Below are 22,586 nucleotides of genomic sequence, written 5' to 3'. Positions count from 1 at the left end.
ATCGCGGATTCCCCGGATTCTTCTTCCCGGCAGCCGCACGGACCGAAGAGGGCTGCCATGCCTGCGCACGCTCCGGCCCGCCGGGCTCGCGCCCGTGCACCGCCGATCGCCGCACGACCGAAGGATTCCCTTGAGCACCACCCTCGCCAGCCCGGCCAAGGACAGCAGCTACCGCGCTGTCCTGGGCTCGCCGCACGTCGCCCGCCTGCTCGCGGGCACCCTGATCGGCCGCCTGCCCACGGGCATGGCCCCGGTCGCGATCCTGCTGCTGGTGCGGGCCGAGCATGGCTCCCTCGCCCTGGCCGGGCTGCTCGGTGCCCTGTACGGCTTGGCCTCGGCGATCGGCCAGCCACTGCTCGGCCGCCTGGTGGACTGCTACGGCCAGACCGTGATCCTCTACGCCTCGGCGCCGGTGGCGAGCGCAGCGTTCCTGCTGCTGCCGTGCACCGGCCCGACCCGGCACCCGGTGCTCGCCTCTCTGGTCGTCCTGGTCGCCGGCCTCGCGACTCCGCCTCTGGAGGCGGGCCTTCGGGCGCTGTGGCCGCATCTCCTGCCCGACCCCGAGCGCCGGCGCGCCGCGCTCTCCCTGGACAGCAGTACCCAGGGCCTGGTGTTCGTGATCGGCCCGCTGCTTGCCACCGGCTTCGCAGCCGGTGCCGGAATCACCGCCGCACTGGCCGCGACCGCGGCGCTCGGCCTGCTCGGCACCGGGATGGTCGTCACCGCCGAGCCTTCCGCCGCCTGGACACCGAACGCCACGGCCAGCCGGCCGCACCCGCTGGGGCCGCTGCGGGTGCCGGGCCTGCGGGTGCTGTTCGCCGCGCTTGCCGGGACCGGCGTCGCTCTCGGCGCGGTGAACGTCCTCGCCCTCGCAGCTGCTGAACGCCACCATGCCGGGTGGCTGGCCGGGGTGATGCCGGCCGCGCTGTCCGTCGGCAGCATGCTCGGCGGCCTGGCCTACGGCCGCCACGCATGGCCCGGTGCTCCGGCCCGGCACCTGGTCGCCGCCGCGATCGGCTTCGCCGCCGGGTGGGTGCTGCTGCTGCCCGACCCCGTTCCCGTCGTCGCCGTGCTCGGTGCCGTCCTGCCCGGCAGCTTCCTCGCTCCGCTGCTGACCGCCTCCTTCCTCACCGTCGACCGCCTCGCGCCCGAAGGCGAATCGACGGAGGCGTTCGCCTGGCTCATCGCCTGCATCGGCGTCGGCCAGGCCGCCGGCACCGGCCTCTCCTCCCTCGCCAGTGCGGCCGGCCCGCTGCTCGTCGCCCTCGTCCCGCTCGCCGGGGCCTGCATCGCGCTCTGGCTGCTTCGCCGCTTCAACGACCTGCTCTCCGCCTGACCCACCCCAGCTGAAGGAACCACCATGAGCGCCGCTCTCCCCGCCGTAACTCCCCTCCCTGCCACGCACGTTGTTTGGGACTGGAACGGGACGATCAAGGACGACCTCGACGACCACGTCAACGCGCTGAACGCGACCCTGCCCGCCCTCGGCGGCGACCTCGTCGACCGCGAGACCTACCGGGCCAAGCACACCGTGCCGATCCCGAACTTCTACGCCCGACTGCTGGGACGAGAGATCACCGAACAGGACTGGCTGGCCAGCGACGGCGCGTTCCTCGACCACCTGCGTGCCCAGCCCGTGCGGATCCGCGACGGCGCCGTCGAGTTGATGACGACGCTGCGCGAGGCCGGCCACACCCAGTCGCTGCTGTCGCTGTGCCCGCACGACACCCTGCTGCGCGAGGTCGACGAGGCAGGGATCGGGCACTTCTTCGTCCGCGTCGAGGGCCGCACCGGTGCGTCCGGCGGCACCAAGGCCGCACCGCTCGCCGCCCACCTCTCCGCCCTCGGTCTCACCGGTCAGGGCCACCGGGTGCTGCTGGTCGGCGACGCCGTCGACGACGCGGACGCAGCCCACGCCAACGGCGCGCAGGCCGTCCTCTACACCGGCGGCCTCCACCACCCCGCCAAGCTCGCCGCCGCCGGCCACCCCTTGGCCGACACCCTCGCCGACGCCGTCGCGCTCGGGTCGCGCCTCATCGCCCAGGCCGCCCACCCGGCCTGCGTCTAGCGCGAACCGGCGGCCTCACCAAACCGCCCGATCTGCGGATCCTCCTCCCACCCGACCTCCCAGGAGCACACCCGTGGCCCACCGCCGAAGAAGAGCCTCTCCACCCACCCCGCGCACCCCGTCCACCGGAACCACCTGGATGTGCCATGTCCGAGCCGATCGCAGGCCTCCCCGAGCCCGAACCGATCCGTATCCCCGACGAAGACCTCGACGACCTCGCCAGCACCCTGGCCCGCACCATCGCCGAGGTCCGCCAACACGGCGTCCTCCTCGACCGCCTCGGCGCCGACTCCGACGCCGACGCCGACCCGCTCGGGTACGAGGAGCCGGAGAGCACCGGGGCCGAACCCGAAAGCCCGGCCTCGGTGTTCATCCTCGCCATGGGCGGCGCGGAGTACGCCGCCGAGCTGGCGGCCCTCACCAGCTGGGTGACCCACGTGCTCCTGCCGACCTACGGCCGGGAGATCAGCTCCACCCGACCCTGGTGCTCGCGCTGGCACGAGCACCAGGAAGCCGTCGCCCGCCTGCACGCACTCTGGCTCGCGTGGCAGCAGCTGACCGACGCGGAAGCCGGCCTCACCGGTCCCGCGACGTGGCACCGCGACCACCTCGACCACACACTCCTCCAACTGCGAGCCCCGGACGGCCCATTCGCCGCCTGCACCACCAGCCCGGCCCGGCCCAATCACCGCATCCTGACCACGCCCGACCAGCTGGGACTCGCCGCATGACCGCCATCGACCTCCGCCTCGACGGCCTGCAGCCCGCCGACGAGCACACCGCCGAACTGGCCGATCGGATCTGGCCCAACCACTTCGAGTCCATCTCCCGCCACAACGTCGGTGAGCGGAGCTTCATCGTCGCGTTCGACAGGACGGCCACCTGGGACTACCCCAACGCCCGCAACATCGTCTCCTTCGACGTCGTCCGCGACAGCAGCCAGGCGACCTACAGCCTGCGCAGTTCCCGGCACGCCACCCTGGCGTTCGCGCAGAACTGGCTCGTCAACCGCGGCTGTCCGCCGGACGTGTTTGCGCTGACCGGTGACGTCATCAAGCCCGCCGACGAGATGACCGTCCGTGTCGAGGACCGCATCCGCCGATCGGGTACCCGGCTGGAGGTCGTCGACTACCTGGTCATGGACGGGGGCGACCTCGACGGCTGGAGCATGGCCGTCGACCGCGAGGACGAGGTCCTGCCGGTCCGCGTGTTCCTCGAAGAACTCCAGCCCGACCAGGGCACCTACACGGTGCGCGAGGGGGCGTTCGCGGACTTCGCCGCTGCCGGGGACTGGCTGGAGGAGCGCTCCACCCCGCTGCCCGAGGCACCCGAGTACCGCCTCGAAGCGGAGACGCTGCGGACCAGCGCCGCGCTGTCCCGGACCGCTGCGGCACTTCCCCAGTCATCAACTCCCGTGACGACCGCCGCCACGCCCGTCGGCCCCACGCAGTCCCCCGGAAGGTCCCTGTGAGCGCCAAGTTCGCCTTCGCCGCGCACCCCGACGCCATCGCCGACCTGCGCCAACTGCCCCAGGCCATCCGGGACCAGGCCCTGCTGCACCTACAGGACCTGGCCACGGCGAGCGGGTCGCCAGCCGTCTCGACGGACGGCTGGAGGGCTGCCACAAGATCGTCCTCGGTGCGGGCGGCGAGTGGGCCACCCACCGCCTGGTCGTGCAGTTCCGCGACGCCCCACCCACGTCCAAGCACGCCCGCGAGGTCTACCTCGTCGCGGCCGGCGCCCGGCTCGACTACGCGGTCTACCGCTCCGCCCAGAACCGGCTGGGCCGCACCGGGCTCAGCATCGCCCCTGGTATGGACCCGGCCCAGGAAGCCCGCGTCCGGGCGGCCCAGGAGGCCCGTGTCCAGGCCGCCCGCGCCCGCTCCACGCGCGCCCCGCAGAACCGCGGCACCGCCGCTACCGCTTACACCACCTCCTCCCCCGGCTTCGCCCCCGCTGCTTCCCGAAGGGCTCGATGATGACCGCCGACGCCACGCCCAACCGTTCCTCCCTCGCCGGCTGGCTCACCGACGCCGCCCAGACCGTCGCCGGAGTCCTCACCGCCGAGCACTCGGTCCCGACCTCCCGCTCCTACCTGTATCCGGTCCTCGGCCCGCTCGCCGCCGGGCCCCGCGTGGTCGGCGAGCTGAACGACCGGCTGGAGGACCTGCTCGACGAGCCGCTGCCGGCCACTCCCGCCGGCCTGTTCGCCCTGGCCTCCTACGCCTCCGCCCTCGGCTGGCTGACCGAGTCCCTCGCCGAACTCACCGCCGCCGTCGACGTGATCTGCACGCGCGCCGGTATCCCCGTGCTGGAGCCGGGCTCCCACGCCACGCTCGTCCCGGACGACGACGAGGGCTTCGACTACTCCTTCAACGCCCTGGAGCTGGCCGCGATCCGCTCCGCCGCCGAAGCCGCAGGAATGACGCCCGGCACCTACGTCGAGGTCCTCGCCGACTCCCTGCGGGCCGCCGCCGCCATCACCGACGCATGCATGGAGATCAGCAGCGGCCTGATCGAGGACGCCCAATACATCCTCGACGAGGCCACCAGCGACGTCCGCATCAGCGACGGCCCCGGCAGCCTCCCCACCCTGGTCCGCTCCCTGCTCACCCGCATGGAGGCGGCCGAATGAACCCTCACGACCCGCTCAAGAAGCCCGGTGCCCACCTCGTCCACGAACGGCTCGGCGTCGACAATCCGTGGGAACTGCACCGCCGCCACCCCAACGACCGTGCCCTCGCCCGGCTGGGCTTCACCGTCGCCACCGCCGCCCGCGACTTCGACACCCTCCACGAGGAACTCGTCGCCAAGGCGCAGCAGGTGATCGAGCGGCTGGAGCCGATCGCCCGGGGCGACCACGCCTCGATGCTCGGGATCAACGGCATCCTGCAGTCCGCCGGCCTGAAGGTCGAGCTGCTCACCGCCCGGCGGGGAGCGGCCTACCAGCAGCTCACCGGCGCGCTGACCGCTTACGAGTTGTGCACGGACGCCTCCCGGCTGCCGTCCGCCGAGCCCGCACTCACCCGTGGGCAGGCGGAGAGGCACACACGAGCCCCCGGTGCAGCGGACCTGCTGAACGCCTCCTCCCGGTACGGCCGCCACCTCCTGGAGTTCAACGCCCTGGTCGCAATCGACCGCGGGGACCTGCGGCTGTGCGAGAGCGCCGTCTATGGCTACACATTCCTATCCGGCCTGCGCGAGGAGGGTCCGGCGGTCTGGGTGAACACCGTCGAGGAGCTGATCGACGAAGGTCTCGTCGCCACCGACACCAGCACCTCTTCCTACCGCCCCGGTCATCTCCTGTCGCTGACGGAGAGCGGCCAGGCGCTCCTGGACGCCGCCCGCGCCGACGACCGGCGCGTCCTCGCGGCCCGGGCCCGCACCGTCACCCCCAGCACACCAGTGGCCGAAGGGCCCACTGCCACCGCACCGACCGCGACAAGCCGCCCCTCCCGCTCCCGCTGACCAGGAACCCCCGCCATGTCCGAGCAGCCCCTCACCGAGTTCCCTCGCACCGACGCCCAGCAGGTCGAGGCCGCCCTGCGTCGGCTCGCCCCGAAGTGGACCACCCACGTGGTCCACACGATCGCCAAGTACGGTCCCGAGATGCGCTGGCGCGACATCAGCCAACACCTCCCTGGACTCATCCCCACCAACCTCAGCAAGCGCCTCGCCGGCATGGCCGAGGCCGGTCTGCTGAACCGGGACGCCGAGTTCGACCGCTGGGCGCCCTTCCGGCTCAGCAGCCGGGCGCGCACGCTGGGGCCCGTCTACCGCGAGCTGGTGCAGTGGTCGGCCGACCACCTCGACGGTGCGCCCACCAGCCGCTACGACCGCATCGAGGACGCGCTGCAGCGCCTGCAGTTGACGGACACCACCACCGTGATCCGGCTGCTGACCGAGAACCGCCGGATGCGCTTCACTCACCTCGCGGAGAGCGCCGGCCTCCCCCTTACCGCGCTGACGTCCCGTCTCCACCGGCTGCAGGAAGACGGCGTGATCGCCCGCACCGGCCCCCGGCACGGCGATCCCTACACCCTCACCGCCGCCGGGCGCGCCCTCGGCCCCGTCTATGCGGCCGTCCAGAAGTGGGACGACCGGCACACCGCGGCCCACCCGGCCCCGGTGCCGACCGCCACCCGGACCCTCGGCGCCGATCCGAGCACCGTGCGCACCGCGGCGGCGCTGCGACGGAGCACCGCTCCCCCCTCCCTCTTCAGCCACGCGCAGCAGCCGCAGCCGCGCGTACCCGCCGCCGCGACCTCGGCATCCCATCCCTCCCGTGGACGGTGACCGACATGAGTGCCCGGCACAGACCCACGCCCCGCCCCCGTCCCTGGTCCGCACGCCGTTCCGGCCCCGCCACGAACGGCGTGCGGGCCCGTTCCCCGCCTCCTCTTCCAGGAAGCCTGCCGGTGCCCTCCAACACTCCTCTCCTTGTCGAACCGCTGCGCCTGGCCGGGCCCGGCGACCAACAGCTGATCACGGTCCCCGGCTGGAGCCGGTCGGCCACGCCCGACGGCGGCACCCGCTTCATCAGCCCCTGCCTCACCGCCGTCCTCACCTGCGAGGGTTCCGGTGCCTGGAGTGTCACCGGCTTCACCGCCCCGGGAGCAGTTCCCCGGTGGCGCGCCCGGTTCGGCGCCGGCACTCCCGCCGAGATCACCGCCGCCTTCACCACCGTCCTCGCCGACGGCCTGCGCACCCAGCACCGCAACTATCTGCTCGGCGGCCCGCACCGCCGCCCCGGCACCCCCGCCTCCGTCCTGGCCGACCGCGGCTGGCGCCCCGAGCCCGGCCCCAAGGGCTTCCACGACCAAGTCGCGCCGGACGGCACCGCCGTCTACCGGCACCGACTCGGCCACCAGCCACACGACGCTGAGGCCGCCGGCCATGCCCCTCCCGCCTGGAGCATGCTCGCCGGAGACCCCAAGCACCCGTCGTGGCGTGCGGAGTTCACCATCGGCGTGCCCTTCTACCCGCTCGTGCACGCGGCCCGCGCCTTCAGCAGCCCAGCACCCGTGCAGCGGTTTGCCGGCGACATACCGGCCCGCCACCTCGCCCTCGTGACCGTGCAACGGCCCTCCCGGGGCAGCGCCAACCCGCGCCCCGCACCAGCAGCCCGGCCCGGTCCCTCCACCACGCCCGCTTCCCGGCCCGCGCCCGCCGCGCGGCGCCGCTGACATCCAGGGGCATCCGATGCCGAGCACCACCACCAGGGCGCGCGAGTACCAGGTCGCGCCCCGCTACCTCGCCGGTTCCACCCACACCGGCGACGCCGGTCTGCAGCCCCTGCTCGACGCCGGCTGGGCCCTGAGCCGTGACGACCTGGGCAACGTCTTCGTCACCTCGCCCGATCACACGGTCCGCACCGGCTTCCTGTGCGAAGGCGAGCGCGGCGACCTGTGGGTGATCACCGCCCACCCCGACGCCTTCGCCCCGCCCTCGTGGCAGGTGACCGTCGACCTGTCCGCCCCGCCCGAGATCGTCGGCGAGTTCACCGCCGCCCTCGCCGCCGCACCCGACTCCGTCCTGGTCGGCCCCACCGGCGGCCACGACACAACGGACCGCCTCCTCGACGAACGCGGCTGGCGTCTGGCGAGTGAACGGGCGACGGCCGTCTTCCTCTCGCCCGACGGGCTGGTGGCGCTGCACCGGCAGCTCGGCTACCTACGCCCCGAGGCAGAGATGGCCGGCGACGTCGAGCGCTGGCTGTTCGAGGTCGGCCCGCCCGGCCATCGCTGGTACGCCACCGCAACCTCCGACCTCCCCGACCACCTCCTGGAGACGCTCACGGCCGCCGTCGCCAGCCCGGAACCGGTCCAGCGCCACCTGCGGCACTCCGAACTGGGGCGCCTCCCGGCCCAGGCCACCGCGACGCCGAGCGCGCCGAGCCCCCTGGAGGTCGCGCGGATCCGGGCGGCGACCGCCCGCTCCGCACCCGCTCCGAGGGCGGGCACATCTGTGCTCGCCTTCACCACCGCCACCCGGCCCGCCGCGCTCACGAAGCCCGCGCCCGCCGGCCGTGCCCGCTGACCCGCCGCGAGGACTTGCCATGCCCAACACGCCCGACAAGCCCCGCGCGTACCGGATCGCGCCGCGCTACCTCGCGAACGCGGACGCCGACGGATCGGAAACCGTCCGGCCGCTGCTCGACGCCGGGTGGGGCCCCAGCCGCGACGACGAGGGGAACACCTTCGTCACCGCACCGGACCTGCGCGCCCGACTGGCACACCTTCCCGAGAGCGACGGCCGGACCCTGTGGAAGATCAGCGCGAACCCGGACGCCTTCGCGCCGCCGGAGTGGCTGGTCACCTTCGACAACCAGACTCCGCCCGAGGTCGTCGCGGACTTCACCACCGCTCTCGCCGACGCCTACACCCGCGGCCCCAGCGCCTACCTCGGCGGTGACGGCCAGACCGTCGGGGTCGACACGTGCCTCCAACTCCTCGACGCAGAATGGAGCTTCGACCCCGCCACCCCCTTCCTCACCTACCAGTCCCCCGACCGCCTCGTCCGGCTCCACATCCGGGACAACCCCGTGCGGCACGAGGCCGAGATGGCCGGGGACACCGAGCGCTGGCTGTTCGAGGTCGGACCACCTGGCCAGGTCTGGTACGCCACGGCCTCCTCGCGCCTGCCCGAGCACCTCCTACAAGCCCTGACGAGCGCCGTCACCGACCCGTCCCCGGTCCACCGGTCCATGCGGCGCATCGACCTGGACCACCTCCCCGCCGAGGCCACCGCGACGCCGACCGCACCGACCCCGATAGAGGTCGCGCGGATCCGCGCGGCCACCGCCCGCTCGGTCTCCTCCGCTTCCTCGCGCCAGCCGTCGCTGACCGCACCGCCAACCCCGCCCGCGCCCATCGGCGCGAGCTCCGCCACAACTCCCCGAAGGAGCCCGCTGTGAGCCAGCCCCTCACTCCCGCCGAGGTTGCCGTCCTCCGCTACCTCACGGAGGGCTACACCATCGCCGAAGTCGCCCACCAACAGGCAACCCGCGCCGCAACCGTCCACAACCGCGCCACCAGAGCCCGCCGGAAGCTGGGCGCCAGCACCCTCGACCACGCCGTCCAGCTCTACGCCGAGCAGGCCAGCCAGGCCGCTTCTGCACCCACTCCCGCTGAGCAGGCCCCGTTGGAGAACACCGTGCCCGACCTCACCGCCCTCGACCACGCCGACGCCCTGATCGAGAAAGCCTGGGGACGTCCGATCGCCGAACTGGAGAAGACAGCGGTCCGCCGGCCTGTCGAGGATCCCCTGCTCCGCGCCGCCATGCACACCAGGAACCATCTCACCGTGGTCTCCAACTCCGCCGCCGTGCACCGGGACCGCCTGCACACGCTCACCCGGCCCGGCCACGTGCCCGCCTTCTACGAACTCGACCGCATCACCGACACGGCGAGCGCGCTGCGGACGGCCTACGCCGAGAGCAACACCGCCCTCACCGCGATCCGCAACCTCATCGACGCCCGCGAGCACGCGCTCAAGGCCGGCGGCGGCAGGGACGCCGAGCGCGTGCGGGCCGCCACCGCCCGAACCGCGCCCTCCCAGCCACTGGGCGTGTCCGCCGGCCAGCCAGTCCCTTCAGGCGCCGCCGTGCGCACGCCGGCGCCGGTGAACCGCCGGTAGCCGCCGGTCAGTCCGCGGCCGGGACGTGGTCGTCGCCGGGGTCGGCCGCACCCACCACCCGAGCCAGCTCCTCCAGCGTCAGCTCCACCCGCTGCCCGTCTTCAACCCGGGCCCGCACCGCGTCGTCCCGGCCCTCGGCGGCGCGGCCCGTCGTGGGAACGGCCCACTGGCCGTCGGCGATCATCACGACGTCGCCCATCATCCACGGCCTCCCCGCGCTGCGGATCTTGCGCTCCAGCGCCGCCATGTCGCGACGACCTCTGCTCGACTCCAATGCCGTTCTCCCCCTTCGGGCCTCTGTACGGCGCCACGCCGTAACCCCCGTTCAGCACCGCGCACGGCCAGGGCATTCCCTTCAGTTCGCCCACGGCAGACCGGACAACCCCGGAAACGACTACGAGCTTCGGCATGTGCCATGCCAACGTACTCATGTCGCCGAAACCGCAGGTCAACGAAGGGACCCCGCCCCGTGAACACCTCCTCCAGCATCCTCCCCGTCCCCGTCCGCCCGACCGTCGAGCAGCGCAGCTGGCTCTCCTCCGGCCACTCCGCCGAGCCGGTCCTGGACCTGCTCTCCGACCTGGGCTGGCCGATCGTGACCACCCCTGACGGCGATGTGCACTGCACCAGCCCCGACGGGCGGGTCTACGTGGGCTGGCTCCCGGAGGACCCGGCCGCCTGGCGTCGCGGCATCGTCTGGCACGTCCTGGTCCGGCCCTCCGACAGCGCGTCGTGGGCCCAGGAGTTCGGCACTGCCACCCCGTCCGAGGCCGTCGCCGGATTCCTGGCCGCACTCATCGCGAACCCGACCCACTGATCCACACCCCTCACTACCGGAGGACCACTTGGCCACACCCCGCCTCGACCACACCGTCGCGCACGGCACACCCCGCAACCACCTCGGACTCGCCCTCCACGACTCGCAGATCGTCTGCGCCGACGGCTTCCGCCTCTCGGTGCTCGCCCCCGACCCCGCCGACGCCCGCCTGCTGCCCACCGAGACGCTCGAAATCGGCTTCCCCACCCAGCGCCCCGAGCCGTGGACGCGATGGCGCACCTACCTCGAATCGGACGACGAGGACGACCCCACCGAGTCCGTGTACCTGTACGTCCCTGTCCCTCTGGTCCGGGGCCTGATCGAGGCCCACGGCGGCGAAGCCCCTCTCCTTCCACGCCAGCGCACCTGACCAACCTGCCCTCAACGACAACAACGGAGTACCCCTGAAGATCGGCATCGATCCCGCGCGCGTCCCGGGCCCCGCCATCGCCGCGCTCGGCCTGGCCAACGCGCTCTCCGTCACGCCCCAGTCCCCCGCCTTCGTCGTCGGCCTCGCCCGCAGCGCGAGCGGCCTCCTGCTGGCTCTCCGCGACGTCCGTGACAACGGTCTACGCCGGGACACCCGCGTGATCGTTCTCCTCGCGAAGACGCCAGACAGAAGCCCCTCCACAGGATCGGCGAAACCCTCGGCCTGGGCGACCGCCTGAGCGCGAGGTCCCTCGACCGCCTGGCCGCCGGCCTGGTACTCCTGCTGACCGAGAACGACCCGCTACCGCTGCGTTCCTACCGACTGGCCGGCTGACGTCTCACCGCCGGAACGACCTCCGCAGGCTTGACGACCTGCCGGAGGCGGTCCCGCCGCCGACGCCCGGCGCCGAACAGACTGCCGTACCGAACGAGAGGACCTCGGTGGCCATCCATCGCGCCCCGCTGACCAACCACCATGCCGACGGCAGCATCTGCCCACCCGAGCACAAGCACACCAGCTCCGGGAGGCCGCTCCACCCCGACTGCCCCGGCCGCAACTACTCCAAGGCCGTCTGCACCTGCGGCGCCTGGCAGTTCAAGAACTCCGGCAAGGGCTACGTCAACGAGTCCCGCCGACGTCACCTCGCCACCCACACCGAGCCTGGAGCCAATGGCCCGGCCGTCCTGCGGAACCTGCTCCGGTTCGACCTCCCGTGACCGCCACCGTCCTCCTCCCGACCTTCCCCTCCAGGAGAACCGTTTTGCCCCAGTACTTCACCGTCGGCCACCTGATCGCCCGACTCCGGGACCTCGACCCAAGCCTGCGGCTCCGCCTTGCTGTGAGTCCCGACTTCCCCTTCGCGCACTACGTGGGCACGGACGTCATCGTCCACGACGGCATCGCCTACCTCGGTGAGGACGGCCAGGAGGGCTACCTCCCGCCCGCCGTCCGCGACCAGCTCGCCTGGGCCTGAGCCTGCCCGCGTCTCAAGGAGGCCCGTATCCCGCGCCACCGCCCCAGCCGCCCACAACCACTCGGCCGGTTCGCGCTTCGCCCGCTACCGCCATCGACACGCGGTGCCCTCGTCCACCGCACTCCCGCCGACCCCGACCACCCGATCCAGGTCGTCCTTCTCGCCGACGACGCGGCCCGGCTTCCCTTCGGCCGCATCCTCCTCCGGTGGGAGCCGGCCGCCGGCGGCGGCTGGGATGTCACCGCCCACCTGGGCCTCGCCACCACCGATGTGCTCCTCGCCACCTGGCCGGCCGCCGACGACTGGACCCGGCTCGTCCGGCCCACCCTGCGCGAGGTCACCGGACTGGTCCGCGCCCTCGCCGTGGCAACCGCGGCGCTCGAGTTCGCCAACCGGCTCCCTGATCCCTGACCACCTCCAGCAGAAGGCCGCCCCACGCCGCCGGCAGTTTCTAGGGGCGGCCTTGCCGTGCGCCCGCCCTCCGAGCAATCGTCCCCTCGTCGGTCGGCCCGGAGGGAGGACAAGACCTCCCCCTTGCCACAACGGTCAAGCGGCGCGGTGTCCCGCCTTTTCTCCCCGCCCGACAGGCGCTGAGGCCCGGGGTGTCCGCGATCGGTGGGCGTGGTCGGCGCCGAACAGCAGGACGGCGGCGGCGGCGCAGATGGTGGCGACGGTGATGAGGACGGGGGTGTAGGTGCCGGCGGCGGTGCGCAGGGCGGCGGCGCCGGTGGGGGCGGCGGCTTCGGCGGTGACGAGGAGGAGGGCCTGGATGCCGCTGAGCCGTGCGAAGTAGCGGCGGGGTGCGTAGTCGGCGAGGAGGTCGGCGCGTGCGATGTGCAGGACGCCGAAGGCGCTGCCGAAGAACAGGACGAAGACGACGAGGCCGGTGGTGCCCGGGATGGCCAGGAGGGCGGTCACGGCGAGGACCTGGCCGCTGATCATGGTGGCGGTGACGACGGCGAGGCGGACTCGGCGGGCGGTCATGGTCAGGGCGATGCGGCCGGCGACCTGCATGGCGCCGAGGGCCCCGGCGGCGATGGCGGCGGTGGCGGGCGTGTAGTGGTGTTCGCGCAGGTAGCTCACGAGGTGGACGCTGATCGTGGCGACGGCGAGCGTGCCCAGGAGTGCGCCCGCGGTGAGCAGGACGACGGGCCGCGAGCGCAGCGCGGCGAGCAGGCCGTCGGGTGTCCCGGGTGCTCGCGGGGCGTCGTCGGCGGGAGGCCGGACGGTTTCGACGGCCGGTTCGGCGGTGCGGGTGCCGTCGCGCTGCCAGCCGTGGTCGGCCGGGCTGCGCCGTAGGAGCCACGCGTGCGGGAGGGCGGTGGCGGCCTGGAGGAGGGCGAGGAGTAAGAGGGCGGTGCGCCAACCGAAGTAGTCGGTGAGGAAGGTGGTGAGCGGCATGAAAATGGTGGATGCGAAGCCGGCGACGACGGTGAGGGTGAGGAGTGCGTCGCGGCGCTGGGTTTCGAAGTAGGCGTTGACGGTGGCGAAGGCGGGTTCGTACTGGGTGGCCGCTCCGGCGATGCCGAGCAGGACAAAGGCGGTGTAGAGGGAGGGCAGGCTCTCCGCCCGGGACCAGGCGGCGAGAGCCGCGGCGCCGAGGAGCGAGCCGCAGGTCATGAGGGCGCGGGCGCCGTGGCGGTCCAGCCAGGCGCCGACGGGGACGGCGGCGGCGCCGGTGACGAGGAGGCTGACGGAGAAGGCTCCGGTGAGCTGAGTGGCGCTGTGGCCGAGGTCCTGCTGCATCGGTACCAGCAGGACGGCGAAGGAGTAGTACATGGCGCCGAAGGAGACGGTCTCGGTGGCGGCGAGCGCCCAGACCATGTGCCAGCCGGGGTAGTGGCGCCGCGGCACCCGGTCCTGCCGGGTGCCGCGTTGCGTGGTGCGGGGGGTGCCGGTCATCCGCCGGCCTCCAGGGCGCTGGCGAATCGGTCGCGGAATCCTTCGGCGGACAAGGCGGTGGTGGCGCGTGGCGGGACGCCGTCGGTGCGCGGTCGGGTAGCGACGGCGATCAGGTGCGGGCCGGGTGTGGCCGTGGCACCGGCCAGGGCGGTGGTGAGGTCGGTGAGGGTGGTGCAGCGCACGGCGGTGCGGTAGCCGCTGGCGCGGGCGATGGCGGGGAAGTCGGTGGTGCCCGCGGTGGTGCGCTGGCCGCCGGTGGACTCGTGGATGCCGTTGTCGAGGATGACGTGCAGGAGGTTGGCGGGGGCCTGGTCGCCGATGGCCGACTGGGTGCCCAGGTGCATGAGGGCGGCGCCGTCGCCGTCGATGACGACGACCTGCCGGTCGGGGCGGGCGAGGGCGACGCCGAGGGCGATGGAGGGGGCGTGGCCCATGGAGCCCTGCATGTAGAAGTTGGCGGGCCGGTCGGCGTAGCCGAAGAGTTCGCGGGCGGTGTAGCCGGTGGTGGCGATGATGGCGGCGTCGCCCGCGTGCTGGGCGATCAGGCGGATGGTGTCGGCGCTGGACAGCGAGTCGGCGGGGTGCACGTCCGCGGTGGTGGGTCGGTCGGGGGCCTTGCCGACGGCTCCCTTCTCGACGAGGACGAACGGGGCCCGGTTGTCGGCCAGGTCCCGTTCGACCCGGTCGAGGATCTCGGTGAAGCGGGTGGTGTCGTCCTTGGTGTGGAGGGTGTGGTGGGGAAGGCCGAGGGCGTCGAGGAGGGCGTGGGTGGTGGGGCCCATGACCTCGTGCTGGGGTTCGTCGTCGGCGGGGTCGGGCCAGCCGCGCAGGCTCACGAAGGTCAGCACGGGGAGCCGGTAGGTCATCACCAGGGAGGTGAGGGGGTTGATGAGGTTGCCCAGGCCGGAGTTCTGGAGCATGACGTAGGCGCGTCGGCCGGCCATGGCGGCGCCTGCGGCCACCGCGAGGGCGCCGCCCTCGTTGGCGGCGGGGACGTAGGCGCCCGGGGTGCGGCTGAGCAGTTCGATCGGGCCGCCGAAGTGGGAGCAGGGGACGCCGCTGGCCAGGGTGAAGCCTCTTCTGCCCAGTTCGGCGCAGAAGTCTTTTGCTGTGATCATGACATGACCTTTCAGGGTCGTATCCGGGTGGAGTGTTGTCCGGTGGGTGTGGCGGGGGAACACGGTGGGCACCGTGTTCCCCCGGATGGCGGCGCGTCAGCCGGCGCGTGCGGCCTCGATGGCGCGGGCGAGGGTGGCTTCGAGCTGTTCGAGCCTGGGCCAGGGGATCTCGCCGACGGTGCAGATCCGGAAGAAGTCGGTGGCGAGGTGGCCCTGTCCGGCGTAGATGACGTAGCCGAGGTTCTTCATCGCGTCGTGCAGGCGCTCGTAGGTCACGCCGTCGGGCAGATGGAGGGTGGTGACGGAGTTCGCGCGGTGGGCGGGGTCGACGAGGGGGCGCAGGCCCAGGCGTTCGAAGCCCGCGCGGACCAGCGCGGCCCGTTCGCGGTAGAGCTTGGTGCGGGCGGCGAACCCACCGGCGTCCTGGTACTCGGCGATGGCCTCGTCAAGGGCGTAGTAGATCTGCACAGCCGGGGTGAAGAGCACGTCGTTCCTGCGCTGGACGTTCAGGTGGGCGGCGGCGGACAGGTAGGTGCCGTGCGGGGGAACCTGGGCGGCACGTTCGGCGCCCTTGGGTGAGAGCAGGACGAACGCCGCTCCCGGGAGCCCGTGCAGGCCCTTGTTGGAACTGCCGCAGACCAGATCGGCCCGCACCTCGGCGAGGTCCTGCTCCTCGCTGCCTGCGCTGCTGATAGCGTCGACGACGAACACGGCCTCGGTGGCGGCGACGATGTCGCCGATCTCCTTGACCGGGTTGAGCAGACCGGTGGTCGTCTCGTGGTGGACGCACACCACGGCGTCCACGTCGGGGTGTGCGGCGAGGGCCCGGGAGACGGCTTCGGCGGTGACGGGGGTGGTCCAGCGGTCGATGCCCTCGGCGTCGGGGTGCAGCTCGTGGACGGTGATGCCGTGGCTGCCGGCGATTTTGGTGAGGCGTTCGCCGTACACGCCGTTGCTGATCACCAGCGCGGAGCGGCCCGCGCGGACGGAGCTGGTCAGGGCCGTCTCCATGGCGGCGGTACCGGAGCCGGTCAGCAGGATGCTCTCGTGGGTGGCGGCGAGGTTGAGGGCGGCGGGGATGGCCGCGCGCAGCCGGGCCAGCAGGTCGGTGAACTCGGGTTCGCGGTGGCACAGGTCGCCGCGCAGCAGGGCGTCCTTGACCCGCTGCGAGGTGCAGGCGGGGCCGGGGGTGAGCAGGACGAGCTGCTCGGCGCCGGGGTGGTCTTCCACATGTCCTCCTTGACACGGGGCGAGTGGTGCGGGTGTCACGCGGCGGTGCGGAAGCGGCCGAGCCAGACGTAGGTGTGCGGGGCGAGGCGACTGGGGGCGTCGCCGCCGCTGGGAGCGGGGCCGATCTGCCCGGCGAGGAAGAGGAGTTCGCCGTCGTCGAGGGCCGCGCCGGTGAAGGCGTCCCGGGGGTCGAAGTCGACGGGGTGGGCGGCGAGGTTGTGGACGCACAGCACCTGCTGGGCCGCGTCGGGGCTGGTGCGCAGGGCCGCCCAGAGGCCGTCGCCGAGGTCGACGGGCTCCAGGCGGGCGCCTTCGCCGAAGGCCGTCGCGGTGCGGGGGTTGCTGAGGGCGCCGTCGGCCGTCGGCGGGTGGCCCAGCGCGGTGGCCTGGAGCGAGGCGGCGAGGGCGGTGAGCGGTGCGGTCTCGGGGGTTGTCGGTGCTGTCACAGCAGGGGTCTCCCGGTCATGGCGGGTGGGGCGGGGTGGCCGAGCAGGGCGAGGACGGTGGGGGCGATGTCGGCGAGCGTCCCGGATCGACGCAGGTGCGGTGCGGGCGCGGCGGTGTCGGCGGGGACCAGGACGGCGGGCACCGGGTTGAGGGTGTGTCCGCCGTAGGGGCGCGTGGTGCCGTCGGGGGCGGTCTTCATCATGGTCTCGGCGTTGCCGTGGTCGCCGACGAGCAGCACCCAGCGGCCGGCCCGGCGGGCGGCGCCGAGGATGCGGGCGACGGCGTCATCGGTGTGCTCGGCGGCCTTGACCGTGGCGTGGTAGTCACCGGTGTGGCCGACCACGTCGATGTTGGCGAGGTTGGCGATCACCAGGGCGACGTCCTCGCGGGCCGCGGCGGCGAGGACGGCGTCGGTGACCTCGTCGAGGTACATCTCGGGCCGGGCGCGGTAGTCGGTGGTGCCGGGGTGGCGGACCAGGACGCGTTCCTCGGTGCCGTGGACGGTGTGGCTGCGGCCGTTGATGTAGTAGCCGACGTGCTCGAACTTCTCGGCCTCGGCGATGCGGACGGAGCGCAGGCCGAGCCGTTCGAGTTCGTCGGCCAGGCCGCCGGAGGCGTCGGCCCGCCCGACCAGGGCCGGAATGGGGGTCTTGGTGTCGTACTGGGCGAGGCTCAGGGCGCTGACCCTGCGCCCGGTGGCGTCGAGGTAGGTGAGGAGGTGGTCGGCGAGTTGCTGGATGCGGTCGCTGCGGAAGTTCAGGAACAGCAGGGCGTCGCCCTCGCCGATGGGGCCCAGGGCCTTGCCGTGTTCGTCGGTGACCACGCTCGGGGTGACCCATTCGTCGCCGCGCGCGGACGCTTCGACGGCCTGCGCGGCAGCGCTCACCTGCGCGCCGTTGCCGTCCGCGATGGCCAGGGCGGCGACATCGGTCAGCTCGGTGTTGCCGGCCTTGTCCATCGCGTAGCCGCGGCCGGTCACAGTGGCGATCCGTCCGGCGCCGGCGTCGGCGGCCAGTTGCGCCAGCCGCTCCAGGTAGACAGTGGCGGTACCGTCGGGAACGTCCCGTCCGTCGGTGATGGCGTGGATGGCTACGGCCGCCAGCCGGTGGCGGGCGGCCACGGCGAGCGGAGCGGCGAGGTGTTCGAGGTCGGCGTGGATCTGGCCGTCGGAGCTGAGGCCGATCAGGTGCAGGGTTCCTCCGGAGGCGGCCAGCCGGCGGCAGGTCTCCTCCAGCAGTGGGTGGGTGGCGATGGCCCCGGAGTCGATCTGCTGCTGGACGAGCAGGCTGTCGTAGGGCAGCGGGCGGCCGGCGCCGATCACCATGTGGCCGATCTCGGAGTTGCCGACCGTGCCGGGCAGCAGGCCGACGGCCTCGCCGGAGGCCTCCAGGAAGGCGGCGGACTCTCCGGCGACCAGGGTATCGAGGACGGGCGTGCGGGCTGCGGCGAGCGCGTTGCCCTCGCCGGGCGGGGCATGGCCCCAGCCGTCGAGGACCAGCAGCACGCCGGAGGCGGGGGGCAGCGGGCGGGCGCTCACAGGGTGCTCAGTCCGGCCGGGTGGAGCAGGTCCAGGGTCCGCCAGAAAGCGGGGAAGGACTTGGCCACGCAGCCGGGGTCCTTGATGACGACGCCTTCGGTGCGCAGGCCCGCGATGGCGAAGCACATGGCGATGCGGTGGTCGTCGTAGGTGTCGATGACGGCGCCGTGCGGGGTTCCGCCGGTGATGTGCATGGCGTCGTCGAACTCCTCGACGTGGATACCCATTTTGCGCAGTTCGGTGGTGACGGCGGCGATGCGGTCGCACTCCTTGACGCGCAGGGAGGCGATGTTGGTGATGCGGGTGGTGCCCTCGGCGAAGGCCGCGACGACGGCGAGCGTCGGGACAACGTCCGGCATGGCCTCCATGTCGACGTCGATTGCGCGCAGCGGTCCGGCGGTCAGGGTGACGCTGTCAGCGGTGGTGGCGGTGGTGCAGCCCATCCGCTCCAGCACCTCCAGCAGGTGGACGTCGCCCTGGTGCGAGCCCGAGCCGATGCCGGGGATGGTGACGGTGCCGCCCAGCAGGGCCGCGGCCGCGAGGAAGTACGACATGCCCGAGGCGTCCGGCTCCACCACCACGCGCCCGCCGCGCGCCTGCTGGCCGGCCGGGACGGTGAAGCGCCGGTAGCCGTCGCGCTCGACGTCCACGCCGACGGAGGCCAGGGCGGCGAGCGTCATCTCCACGTACGGCTTGGACACCAGGTCGTCGCCGATGGTGATCTCGGTGTCCGCCTGGGCCCGCAGCGCGTTGATGATGAGGCTGGAGGTGAACTGGCTGGACACCGCCCCGCTGATCGTCGTCGCGCCGCCGCGGAACGGCCCGGTGACCCGGATCGGCGGCGAGCCGTTGCCGCGGACGGCGACCGCGTCCACGCCGAGCGCCGGAAGAGCCGCGAGCAGGTCGCCCATCGGGCGCTCCTGCATCCGGGCGTTGCCGGTGATGGTGGTGGTCCCGGTGGCGTGGGCGGCCATCGAGATCAGGAACCGCAGCGGCGTACCCGCGCCGCCCATGAACACCTCCTCGGCGGGGGCGGTCATCGGCCGGCCCGTGGGGGTGACGGTGATGGTGCTGTTCGCGTGGTCGACGGCGGTGCTCACGTGCCCGAACGCCTCGATCGCCTTGGCGAAGTAGAGGGTGTCGTCGGACAGCAGGGCGTTCTCGATGACGGTCTCCTGCCCGGACAGGGAGGCGATCGCCAGGTAGCGGTTGGTGTAGCTCTTGGATCCGAGGACCTTCACCTCCGCATCCAGGGAGCTGATGTGATTGATCGTCAGCTCGTTGGCTTTCAGGCGCGGGTCGGGGTTGGGGCTCATGGGTGGCTGGCCTTCCTGGGTGTGCGGCGCGGGGCGCCGGTTCATCGGCTCGGTGCGGGTACGGCGGTGAGCAGCGGGGCGAGCAGTTGCAGCGCGTCGGGCAGGACCCGGTAGTAGACCCAGGTCCCCCGGCGTTCGCCGTCGATCACTCCGGCGGTGCGCAGGATCTTCAGGTGGTGGCTGATGGTCGACTGGGCGACGGTGAAGGCGGCGGTCAGGTCGCAGACGCAGACCTCGCCGCCGCCCTCGGCCGCGATGAGCGCCACCAGCCGCAGTCGGATCGGGTCGGCGAGCGCCTTGAGCAGCGGGACCAGGGTGGCGATGTCCGCCTCGGTCAGGGGCCGCGCCTGGGCGGGCGGCTGGGCGCACGCCGCCCGGGGCGCGCAGGGTTCGCTCTCTGGTGCGGTCATCGCGGCCTCCGGGGTGGTGGGTCGGCGCGGGCGGGGGGGTCAGAACCGCCCGTGGCGCTTGGGGAAGTAGTCCTGCAGATCGCCCTCGCGGTGGATGTCGGTGGTCGCGCAGTGCAGACCGCCGCCGAAGGGCGCGACGTCCCAGAACGGGACGGGGATGACCTCGAATCCCAGCTTGACGAACTGATCGATCTGCGCGGTCTCACTGGCCTCGACGCAGACCGTCCGCGGGTCGAGGACGAGCACGTTGATGGACAGCCAGCGGCTGCAGGGCGACAGTGGCGGCGCGACGTCCTTGCTGGTCTGGGCTGCCTCGACCACCTCCCAGTCGTTGACCTTGAAGTACTGCAGCAGGTCCTCGTCGGCGGTGCGCTCGCCGCAGTGCAGGACGAGGCCGGGACGCAGCGGCACCCAGGTCGCGTCGATGTGCAGCGGGTGGGAGTTGCCGAACGTGACGGCGTGGACTCGGTGTTCGGGAAAGTGCTGGCGGATCCACCGGATGCCGGCCTGGTTGGTGACCAGTGACTGCTGCACGAACAGGTCGCGGCCGAAGCGGGCGATGTCGGCGGCGTCGAACAGGGGCTCGGCCTCGGTGAGCACGAGGTCGCCGCGGCGCACGCGGGCGACCTGCTCCTCGAAGGGCAGTGCCTCGTACTCGTCCCAGAAGCCGGCCTTGAAGGAAGCGTCGGTGAGCCGGGGCTTCGGTGCGGCCTCCCAGCGCATGGCCGGGTCGTCGCGGAAGTAACCCTCGATCAGGGGCCGGTAGGCGAGGTACTCGAACCACCGGCTGCGGTACGACATGGTCGCTTCCAGCAGCTCGGTGCCCACTGCGATCAGGACGTCGCGCACCGGCATGGATCCGAACATGCTGTCCTGCGACCACTCGGGCGTGGCGACCGCCTGCGTGAAGTCCAGCGGGGTCGGCCGGTCGACGCGGATCCCGCGCCCCTCCAGGATGCCGACGAAGTTGTCGAGCTGCTCGTTCGCCGCCGCGGTGAGCTCCTCGGGGAGCAGGCCGTAGGTGCCGCGCGGGTACCCCTCGTCGGGCCAGTCCCTGAAGATCGCCGGCTCCGGGGCCTGCACCATCGTGCCGTCGGCCCGGCCGACGATCACCTGCTTGAGCGGGTCCCACTCGTTCCACGCATTGATCTTCGTCATGTCTGAAACTCCCTCGGAAAAGGTGCGGCGTTTCGGAAAAAGGCATGGCGGAATACGGCGTGCAGAACATGTGCTGACGACCCCGGAAAGGGCAGGCCGGAGAAGGCCCGCGCCTGGCGCGGGCATGAAGGATCGGGCGGTGCGGGCGGCCTGCGCGGCTCGACAGGCGGCGGCGTGCACGTACGGGGCCTCCATAGCGGAGCCCTTGGATCGATGGATATTGAACTAGCGGCACCGCAGGCCACGCAAGGGAATGAATTGACGATCAGGCATCGGAAAGATGAACAGAGGAAAACTCATCCGGAATGTTCTGGTCCACTAATTCCCGGGTTTCGACGGTTTGCCTGGCGCGAGAGGAAGTCCGCCGGGAAGGCTGGGAATTCTGGTCATCCCGTGCCCGGGAGTGGAGCTCGACCAGGCGCTGGGATGGCCCCTTCACAGTCGGCGCCAGCCGAGGATCCGCGGTGGTTGCGTCCGTCCGGATGGCCTCCAGCGCCGGCGACTCCTCTTGGTTCGTCTGCGGGAACGGATTGCCGACACCTGCCGGCCCACTTCCTGGAGGAAACCGATGGCCATCCCCGCCCTGGACCACTCGACGACCCAGTACTCCCTCCCTCACGCCTACTGGATGGCGCAGGCCGCCGGACTTGCCACGCTGGACCGGGCCGGCATCGAGGAGAAGGCCCACGCCTGGGGCTTCGACGAGGTACGGCACTTCGAGTCCACGCACCGGATGCCGTTCCCGATCGAGGACACCCAGGCCTACACCATGGCCAGCGACCGCATGATCATCACCGGCTTCCGCGGCACGGAGGTCCTGAAAATCTACGACTGGCTCACCGACGTGAACACCCCGCCCGTCCCCGGCCCTGGGAACAAGGGCTTCGTCCACTACGGCTTCCACCAGGCCCTGCAGTCCGTCTACCCCCGGATCCGCGACACCGTCCAGGAACTACGCACCGACGGACAGAGCGTCTGGTTCACCGGCCACAGCCTCGGAGGCGCCCTCGCCATGCTGGCCGGCGCCCGCTGGTACTTCGAGGATCCCCGTCAACTCCCGGACGGCGTCTACACCTTCGGCCAGCCCCGGACCTGCGAACGCCTCCTCGCCGTCGCCCACAACGCGGCCTTCCGGAACCGCTGCTACCGCTTCGTCAACAACAACGACATCGTCCCCCAGCTCCCGCCCGAGCCGGCCTACACCCACGTCGACGCACTCCGCTACTTCGACGCCGATGGGAAGCTCCACGAGACCGCGCCGCTCGTCGCCGGATTGAAGGATCGGGTCAAGGGCTTCCGCCAGGACATGTTCGCCCCCGAGAGCGACACGATCAGGGACCACCACCTGCCCAACTACCTCGCAGCGTTCGAGAAGAACCTCGCCAGGACGAGCTGACCACAGGCCGCCCCGGCCCGGAGCCGGGGCGGCGACCGGACAGGGTGCTATCTCAGAGGGCGTTCGATAGGGGATTCCCCCCAACTGTCCGGCTTTTGATCACGCGGCGCGGACTCGGTTCCAGGATCTCGTGGCGGCCGGGTCCG

27 protein-coding genes are annotated in these 22,586 nt (G+C 72.4%); 18 read left to right on the top strand and 9 right to left on the bottom strand.

What is annotated here, in order from left to right; translation table 11 throughout:
* Positions 1–130: 130 nt before the first annotated feature.
* From ACFVVU_RS22425 to ACFVVU_RS22370, 12 genes are all read left to right on the top strand, one after another.
* Positions 131–1,336 carry an MFS transporter gene (locus ACFVVU_RS22425; protein WP_387791750.1) on the top strand — a complete coding sequence of 402 codons (1,206 nt, stop codon included), beginning with the start codon at positions 131–133 and terminating at the stop codon, positions 1,334–1,336.
* A 24-nt stretch (positions 1,337–1,360) separates the two neighbouring features.
* A complete protein-coding gene (locus ACFVVU_RS22420; protein WP_387791748.1) occupies positions 1,361–2,068 on the top strand; it encodes an HAD family hydrolase in 708 nt (235 codons plus the stop codon).
* A gap of 146 nt (positions 2,069–2,214) precedes the next feature.
* Positions 2,215–2,799 (top strand): DUF4913 domain-containing protein, encoded by a 585-nt coding sequence (locus ACFVVU_RS22415; RefSeq protein WP_387791746.1) that lies wholly within the window; start codon positions 2,215–2,217, stop codon positions 2,797–2,799.
* Entirely contained in the window at positions 2,796–3,539 is a 744-nt protein-coding gene (locus ACFVVU_RS22410; RefSeq protein ID WP_387791744.1) for a glycosyl hydrolase, read from the top strand. The genes ACFVVU_RS22415 and ACFVVU_RS22410 overlap by 4 nt, the downstream gene beginning before the upstream one ends.
* A 202-nt stretch (positions 3,540–3,741) precedes the next feature.
* Positions 3,742–4,047 carry a hypothetical protein gene (locus tag ACFVVU_RS22405; protein ID WP_387791742.1) on the top strand — a complete coding sequence of 102 codons (306 nt, stop codon included), beginning with the start codon at positions 3,742–3,744 and terminating at the stop codon, positions 4,045–4,047.
* On the top strand, positions 4,047–4,703 hold the full coding sequence (locus tag ACFVVU_RS22400) for a hypothetical protein (protein WP_387791932.1): 657 nt from the start codon (positions 4,047–4,049) through the stop codon (positions 4,701–4,703). The genes ACFVVU_RS22405 and ACFVVU_RS22400 overlap by 1 nt, the downstream gene beginning before the upstream one ends.
* Positions 4,700–5,536, top strand: coding sequence for a hypothetical protein (locus ACFVVU_RS22395; protein ID WP_387791740.1), 837 nt, complete (start codon positions 4,700–4,702; stop codon positions 5,534–5,536). The genes ACFVVU_RS22400 and ACFVVU_RS22395 overlap by 4 nt, the downstream gene beginning before the upstream one ends.
* 15 nt (positions 5,537–5,551) lie before the next feature.
* The gene (locus ACFVVU_RS22390; protein WP_387791738.1) at positions 5,552–6,364 is read left to right on the top strand and encodes a winged helix-turn-helix transcriptional regulator; all 813 of its coding nucleotides are present in this window, start codon (positions 5,552–5,554) and stop codon (positions 6,362–6,364) included.
* Between the two features lie 122 nt (positions 6,365–6,486).
* Positions 6,487–7,254, top strand: coding sequence for a DUF317 domain-containing protein (locus tag ACFVVU_RS22385; RefSeq protein WP_387791736.1), 768 nt, complete (start codon positions 6,487–6,489; stop codon positions 7,252–7,254).
* A 16-nt stretch (positions 7,255–7,270) separates the two neighbouring features.
* Positions 7,271–8,107, top strand: a complete 837-nt coding sequence (locus tag ACFVVU_RS22380) for a DUF317 domain-containing protein (RefSeq protein ID WP_387791735.1) — start codon at positions 7,271–7,273, stop codon at positions 8,105–8,107.
* 19 nt (positions 8,108–8,126) lie between these two features.
* Positions 8,127–8,984, top strand: coding sequence for a DUF317 domain-containing protein (locus ACFVVU_RS22375; RefSeq protein WP_387791733.1), 858 nt, complete (start codon positions 8,127–8,129; stop codon positions 8,982–8,984).
* Positions 8,981–9,706 (top strand): LuxR C-terminal-related transcriptional regulator, encoded by a 726-nt coding sequence (locus ACFVVU_RS22370; protein WP_387791731.1) that lies wholly within the window; start codon positions 8,981–8,983, stop codon positions 9,704–9,706. Before ACFVVU_RS22375 ends, ACFVVU_RS22370 begins: the two co-directional genes overlap by 4 nt.
* Positions 9,707–9,713: 7 nt before the next feature.
* Here the strand turns inward: ACFVVU_RS22370 and ACFVVU_RS22365 are convergent, their stop codons facing one another.
* Positions 9,714–9,980 (bottom strand): hypothetical protein, encoded by a 267-nt coding sequence (locus tag ACFVVU_RS22365; RefSeq protein ID WP_387791730.1) that lies wholly within the window; start codon positions 9,978–9,980, stop codon positions 9,714–9,716.
* 195 nt (positions 9,981–10,175) lie between these two features.
* On the opposite strand from ACFVVU_RS22365, the gene ACFVVU_RS22360 reads away from it, so the two are divergent.
* The 5 genes from ACFVVU_RS22360 to ACFVVU_RS22340 all read left to right on the top strand — a co-directional run bounded on the left by ACFVVU_RS22360 (position 10,176) and on the right by ACFVVU_RS22340 (position 12,337).
* Complete coding sequence (locus tag ACFVVU_RS22360) at positions 10,176–10,523, top strand: DUF317 domain-containing protein (RefSeq protein WP_387791728.1); 348 nt, start codon at positions 10,176–10,178, stop codon at positions 10,521–10,523.
* A 28-nt stretch (positions 10,524–10,551) separates the two neighbouring features.
* Positions 10,552–10,893, top strand: a complete 342-nt coding sequence (locus ACFVVU_RS22355) for a hypothetical protein (protein ID WP_387791726.1) — start codon at positions 10,552–10,554, stop codon at positions 10,891–10,893.
* Between the two features lie 500 nt (positions 10,894–11,393).
* The gene (locus ACFVVU_RS22350; protein ID WP_387791725.1) at positions 11,394–11,669 is read left to right on the top strand and encodes a hypothetical protein; all 276 of its coding nucleotides are present in this window, start codon (positions 11,394–11,396) and stop codon (positions 11,667–11,669) included.
* 44 nt (positions 11,670–11,713) lie between these two features.
* Positions 11,714–11,926, top strand: coding sequence for a hypothetical protein (locus ACFVVU_RS22345; RefSeq protein WP_387791723.1), 213 nt, complete (start codon positions 11,714–11,716; stop codon positions 11,924–11,926).
* A 270-nt stretch (positions 11,927–12,196) separates the two neighbouring features.
* Positions 12,197–12,337, top strand: coding sequence for a hypothetical protein (locus ACFVVU_RS22340; RefSeq protein ID WP_387791722.1), 141 nt, complete (start codon positions 12,197–12,199; stop codon positions 12,335–12,337).
* A gap of 135 nt (positions 12,338–12,472) precedes the next feature.
* Here the strand turns inward: ACFVVU_RS22340 and ACFVVU_RS22335 are convergent, their stop codons facing one another.
* The 8 genes from ACFVVU_RS22335 to ACFVVU_RS22300 form a co-directional block, all read right to left on the bottom strand.
* Positions 12,473–13,828 (bottom strand): MFS transporter, encoded by a 1,356-nt coding sequence (locus tag ACFVVU_RS22335; protein ID WP_387791720.1) that lies wholly within the window; start codon positions 13,826–13,828, stop codon positions 12,473–12,475.
* Positions 13,825–14,946, bottom strand: coding sequence for a phosphonopyruvate decarboxylase (gene aepY, locus ACFVVU_RS22330; RefSeq protein WP_387791718.1), 1,122 nt, complete (start codon positions 14,944–14,946; stop codon positions 13,825–13,827). Before aepY ends, ACFVVU_RS22335 begins: the two co-directional genes overlap by 4 nt.
* Positions 14,947–15,042: 96 nt before the next feature.
* Positions 15,043–16,176, bottom strand: coding sequence for a pyridoxal-phosphate-dependent aminotransferase family protein (locus tag ACFVVU_RS22325; RefSeq protein WP_387791716.1), 1,134 nt, complete (start codon positions 16,174–16,176; stop codon positions 15,043–15,045).
* A 35-nt stretch (positions 16,177–16,211) separates the two neighbouring features.
* On the bottom strand, positions 16,212–16,622 hold the full coding sequence (locus ACFVVU_RS22320; RefSeq protein WP_387791714.1) for a hypothetical protein: 411 nt from the start codon (positions 16,620–16,622) through the stop codon (positions 16,212–16,214).
* Positions 16,619–18,160 carry a 2,3-bisphosphoglycerate-independent phosphoglycerate mutase gene (gene gpmI, locus ACFVVU_RS22315; RefSeq protein ID WP_387791712.1) on the bottom strand — a complete coding sequence of 514 codons (1,542 nt, stop codon included), beginning with the start codon at positions 18,158–18,160 and terminating at the stop codon, positions 16,619–16,621. Before gpmI ends, ACFVVU_RS22320 begins: the two co-directional genes overlap by 4 nt.
* Positions 18,157–19,476: a 3-phosphoshikimate 1-carboxyvinyltransferase gene (gene aroA, locus ACFVVU_RS22310; RefSeq protein ID WP_387791710.1), complete on the bottom strand. Its 1,320-nt coding sequence runs from the start codon at positions 19,474–19,476 to the stop codon at positions 18,157–18,159. The genes gpmI and aroA overlap by 4 nt, the downstream gene beginning before the upstream one ends.
* 41 nt (positions 19,477–19,517) lie before the next feature.
* The gene (locus ACFVVU_RS22305) at positions 19,518–19,886 is read right to left on the bottom strand and encodes an ArsR/SmtB family transcription factor (protein ID WP_387791708.1); all 369 of its coding nucleotides are present in this window, start codon (positions 19,884–19,886) and stop codon (positions 19,518–19,520) included.
* Positions 19,887–19,925: 39 nt separating this feature from the next.
* Positions 19,926–21,044 carry a serine/threonine protein kinase gene (locus tag ACFVVU_RS22300; RefSeq protein ID WP_387791706.1) on the bottom strand — a complete coding sequence of 373 codons (1,119 nt, stop codon included), beginning with the start codon at positions 21,042–21,044 and terminating at the stop codon, positions 19,926–19,928.
* A 568-nt stretch (positions 21,045–21,612) separates the two neighbouring features.
* Between ACFVVU_RS22300 and ACFVVU_RS22295 the strand changes: the two genes are divergently transcribed.
* Positions 21,613–22,440: a lipase family protein gene (locus tag ACFVVU_RS22295; RefSeq protein WP_387791704.1), complete on the top strand. Its 828-nt coding sequence runs from the start codon at positions 21,613–21,615 to the stop codon at positions 22,438–22,440.
* The last annotated feature ends 146 nt before the right edge of the window (positions 22,441–22,586 follow it).

Origin of the sequence: Kitasatospora sp. NPDC057965 (assembly GCF_042887135.1) — a bacterium.
In the GTDB taxonomy this organism is placed as follows: Bacteria; Actinomycetota; Actinomycetes; order Streptomycetales; family Streptomycetaceae; genus Kitasatospora.
This window is presented reverse-complemented; position numbering and strand designations above follow the sequence as displayed.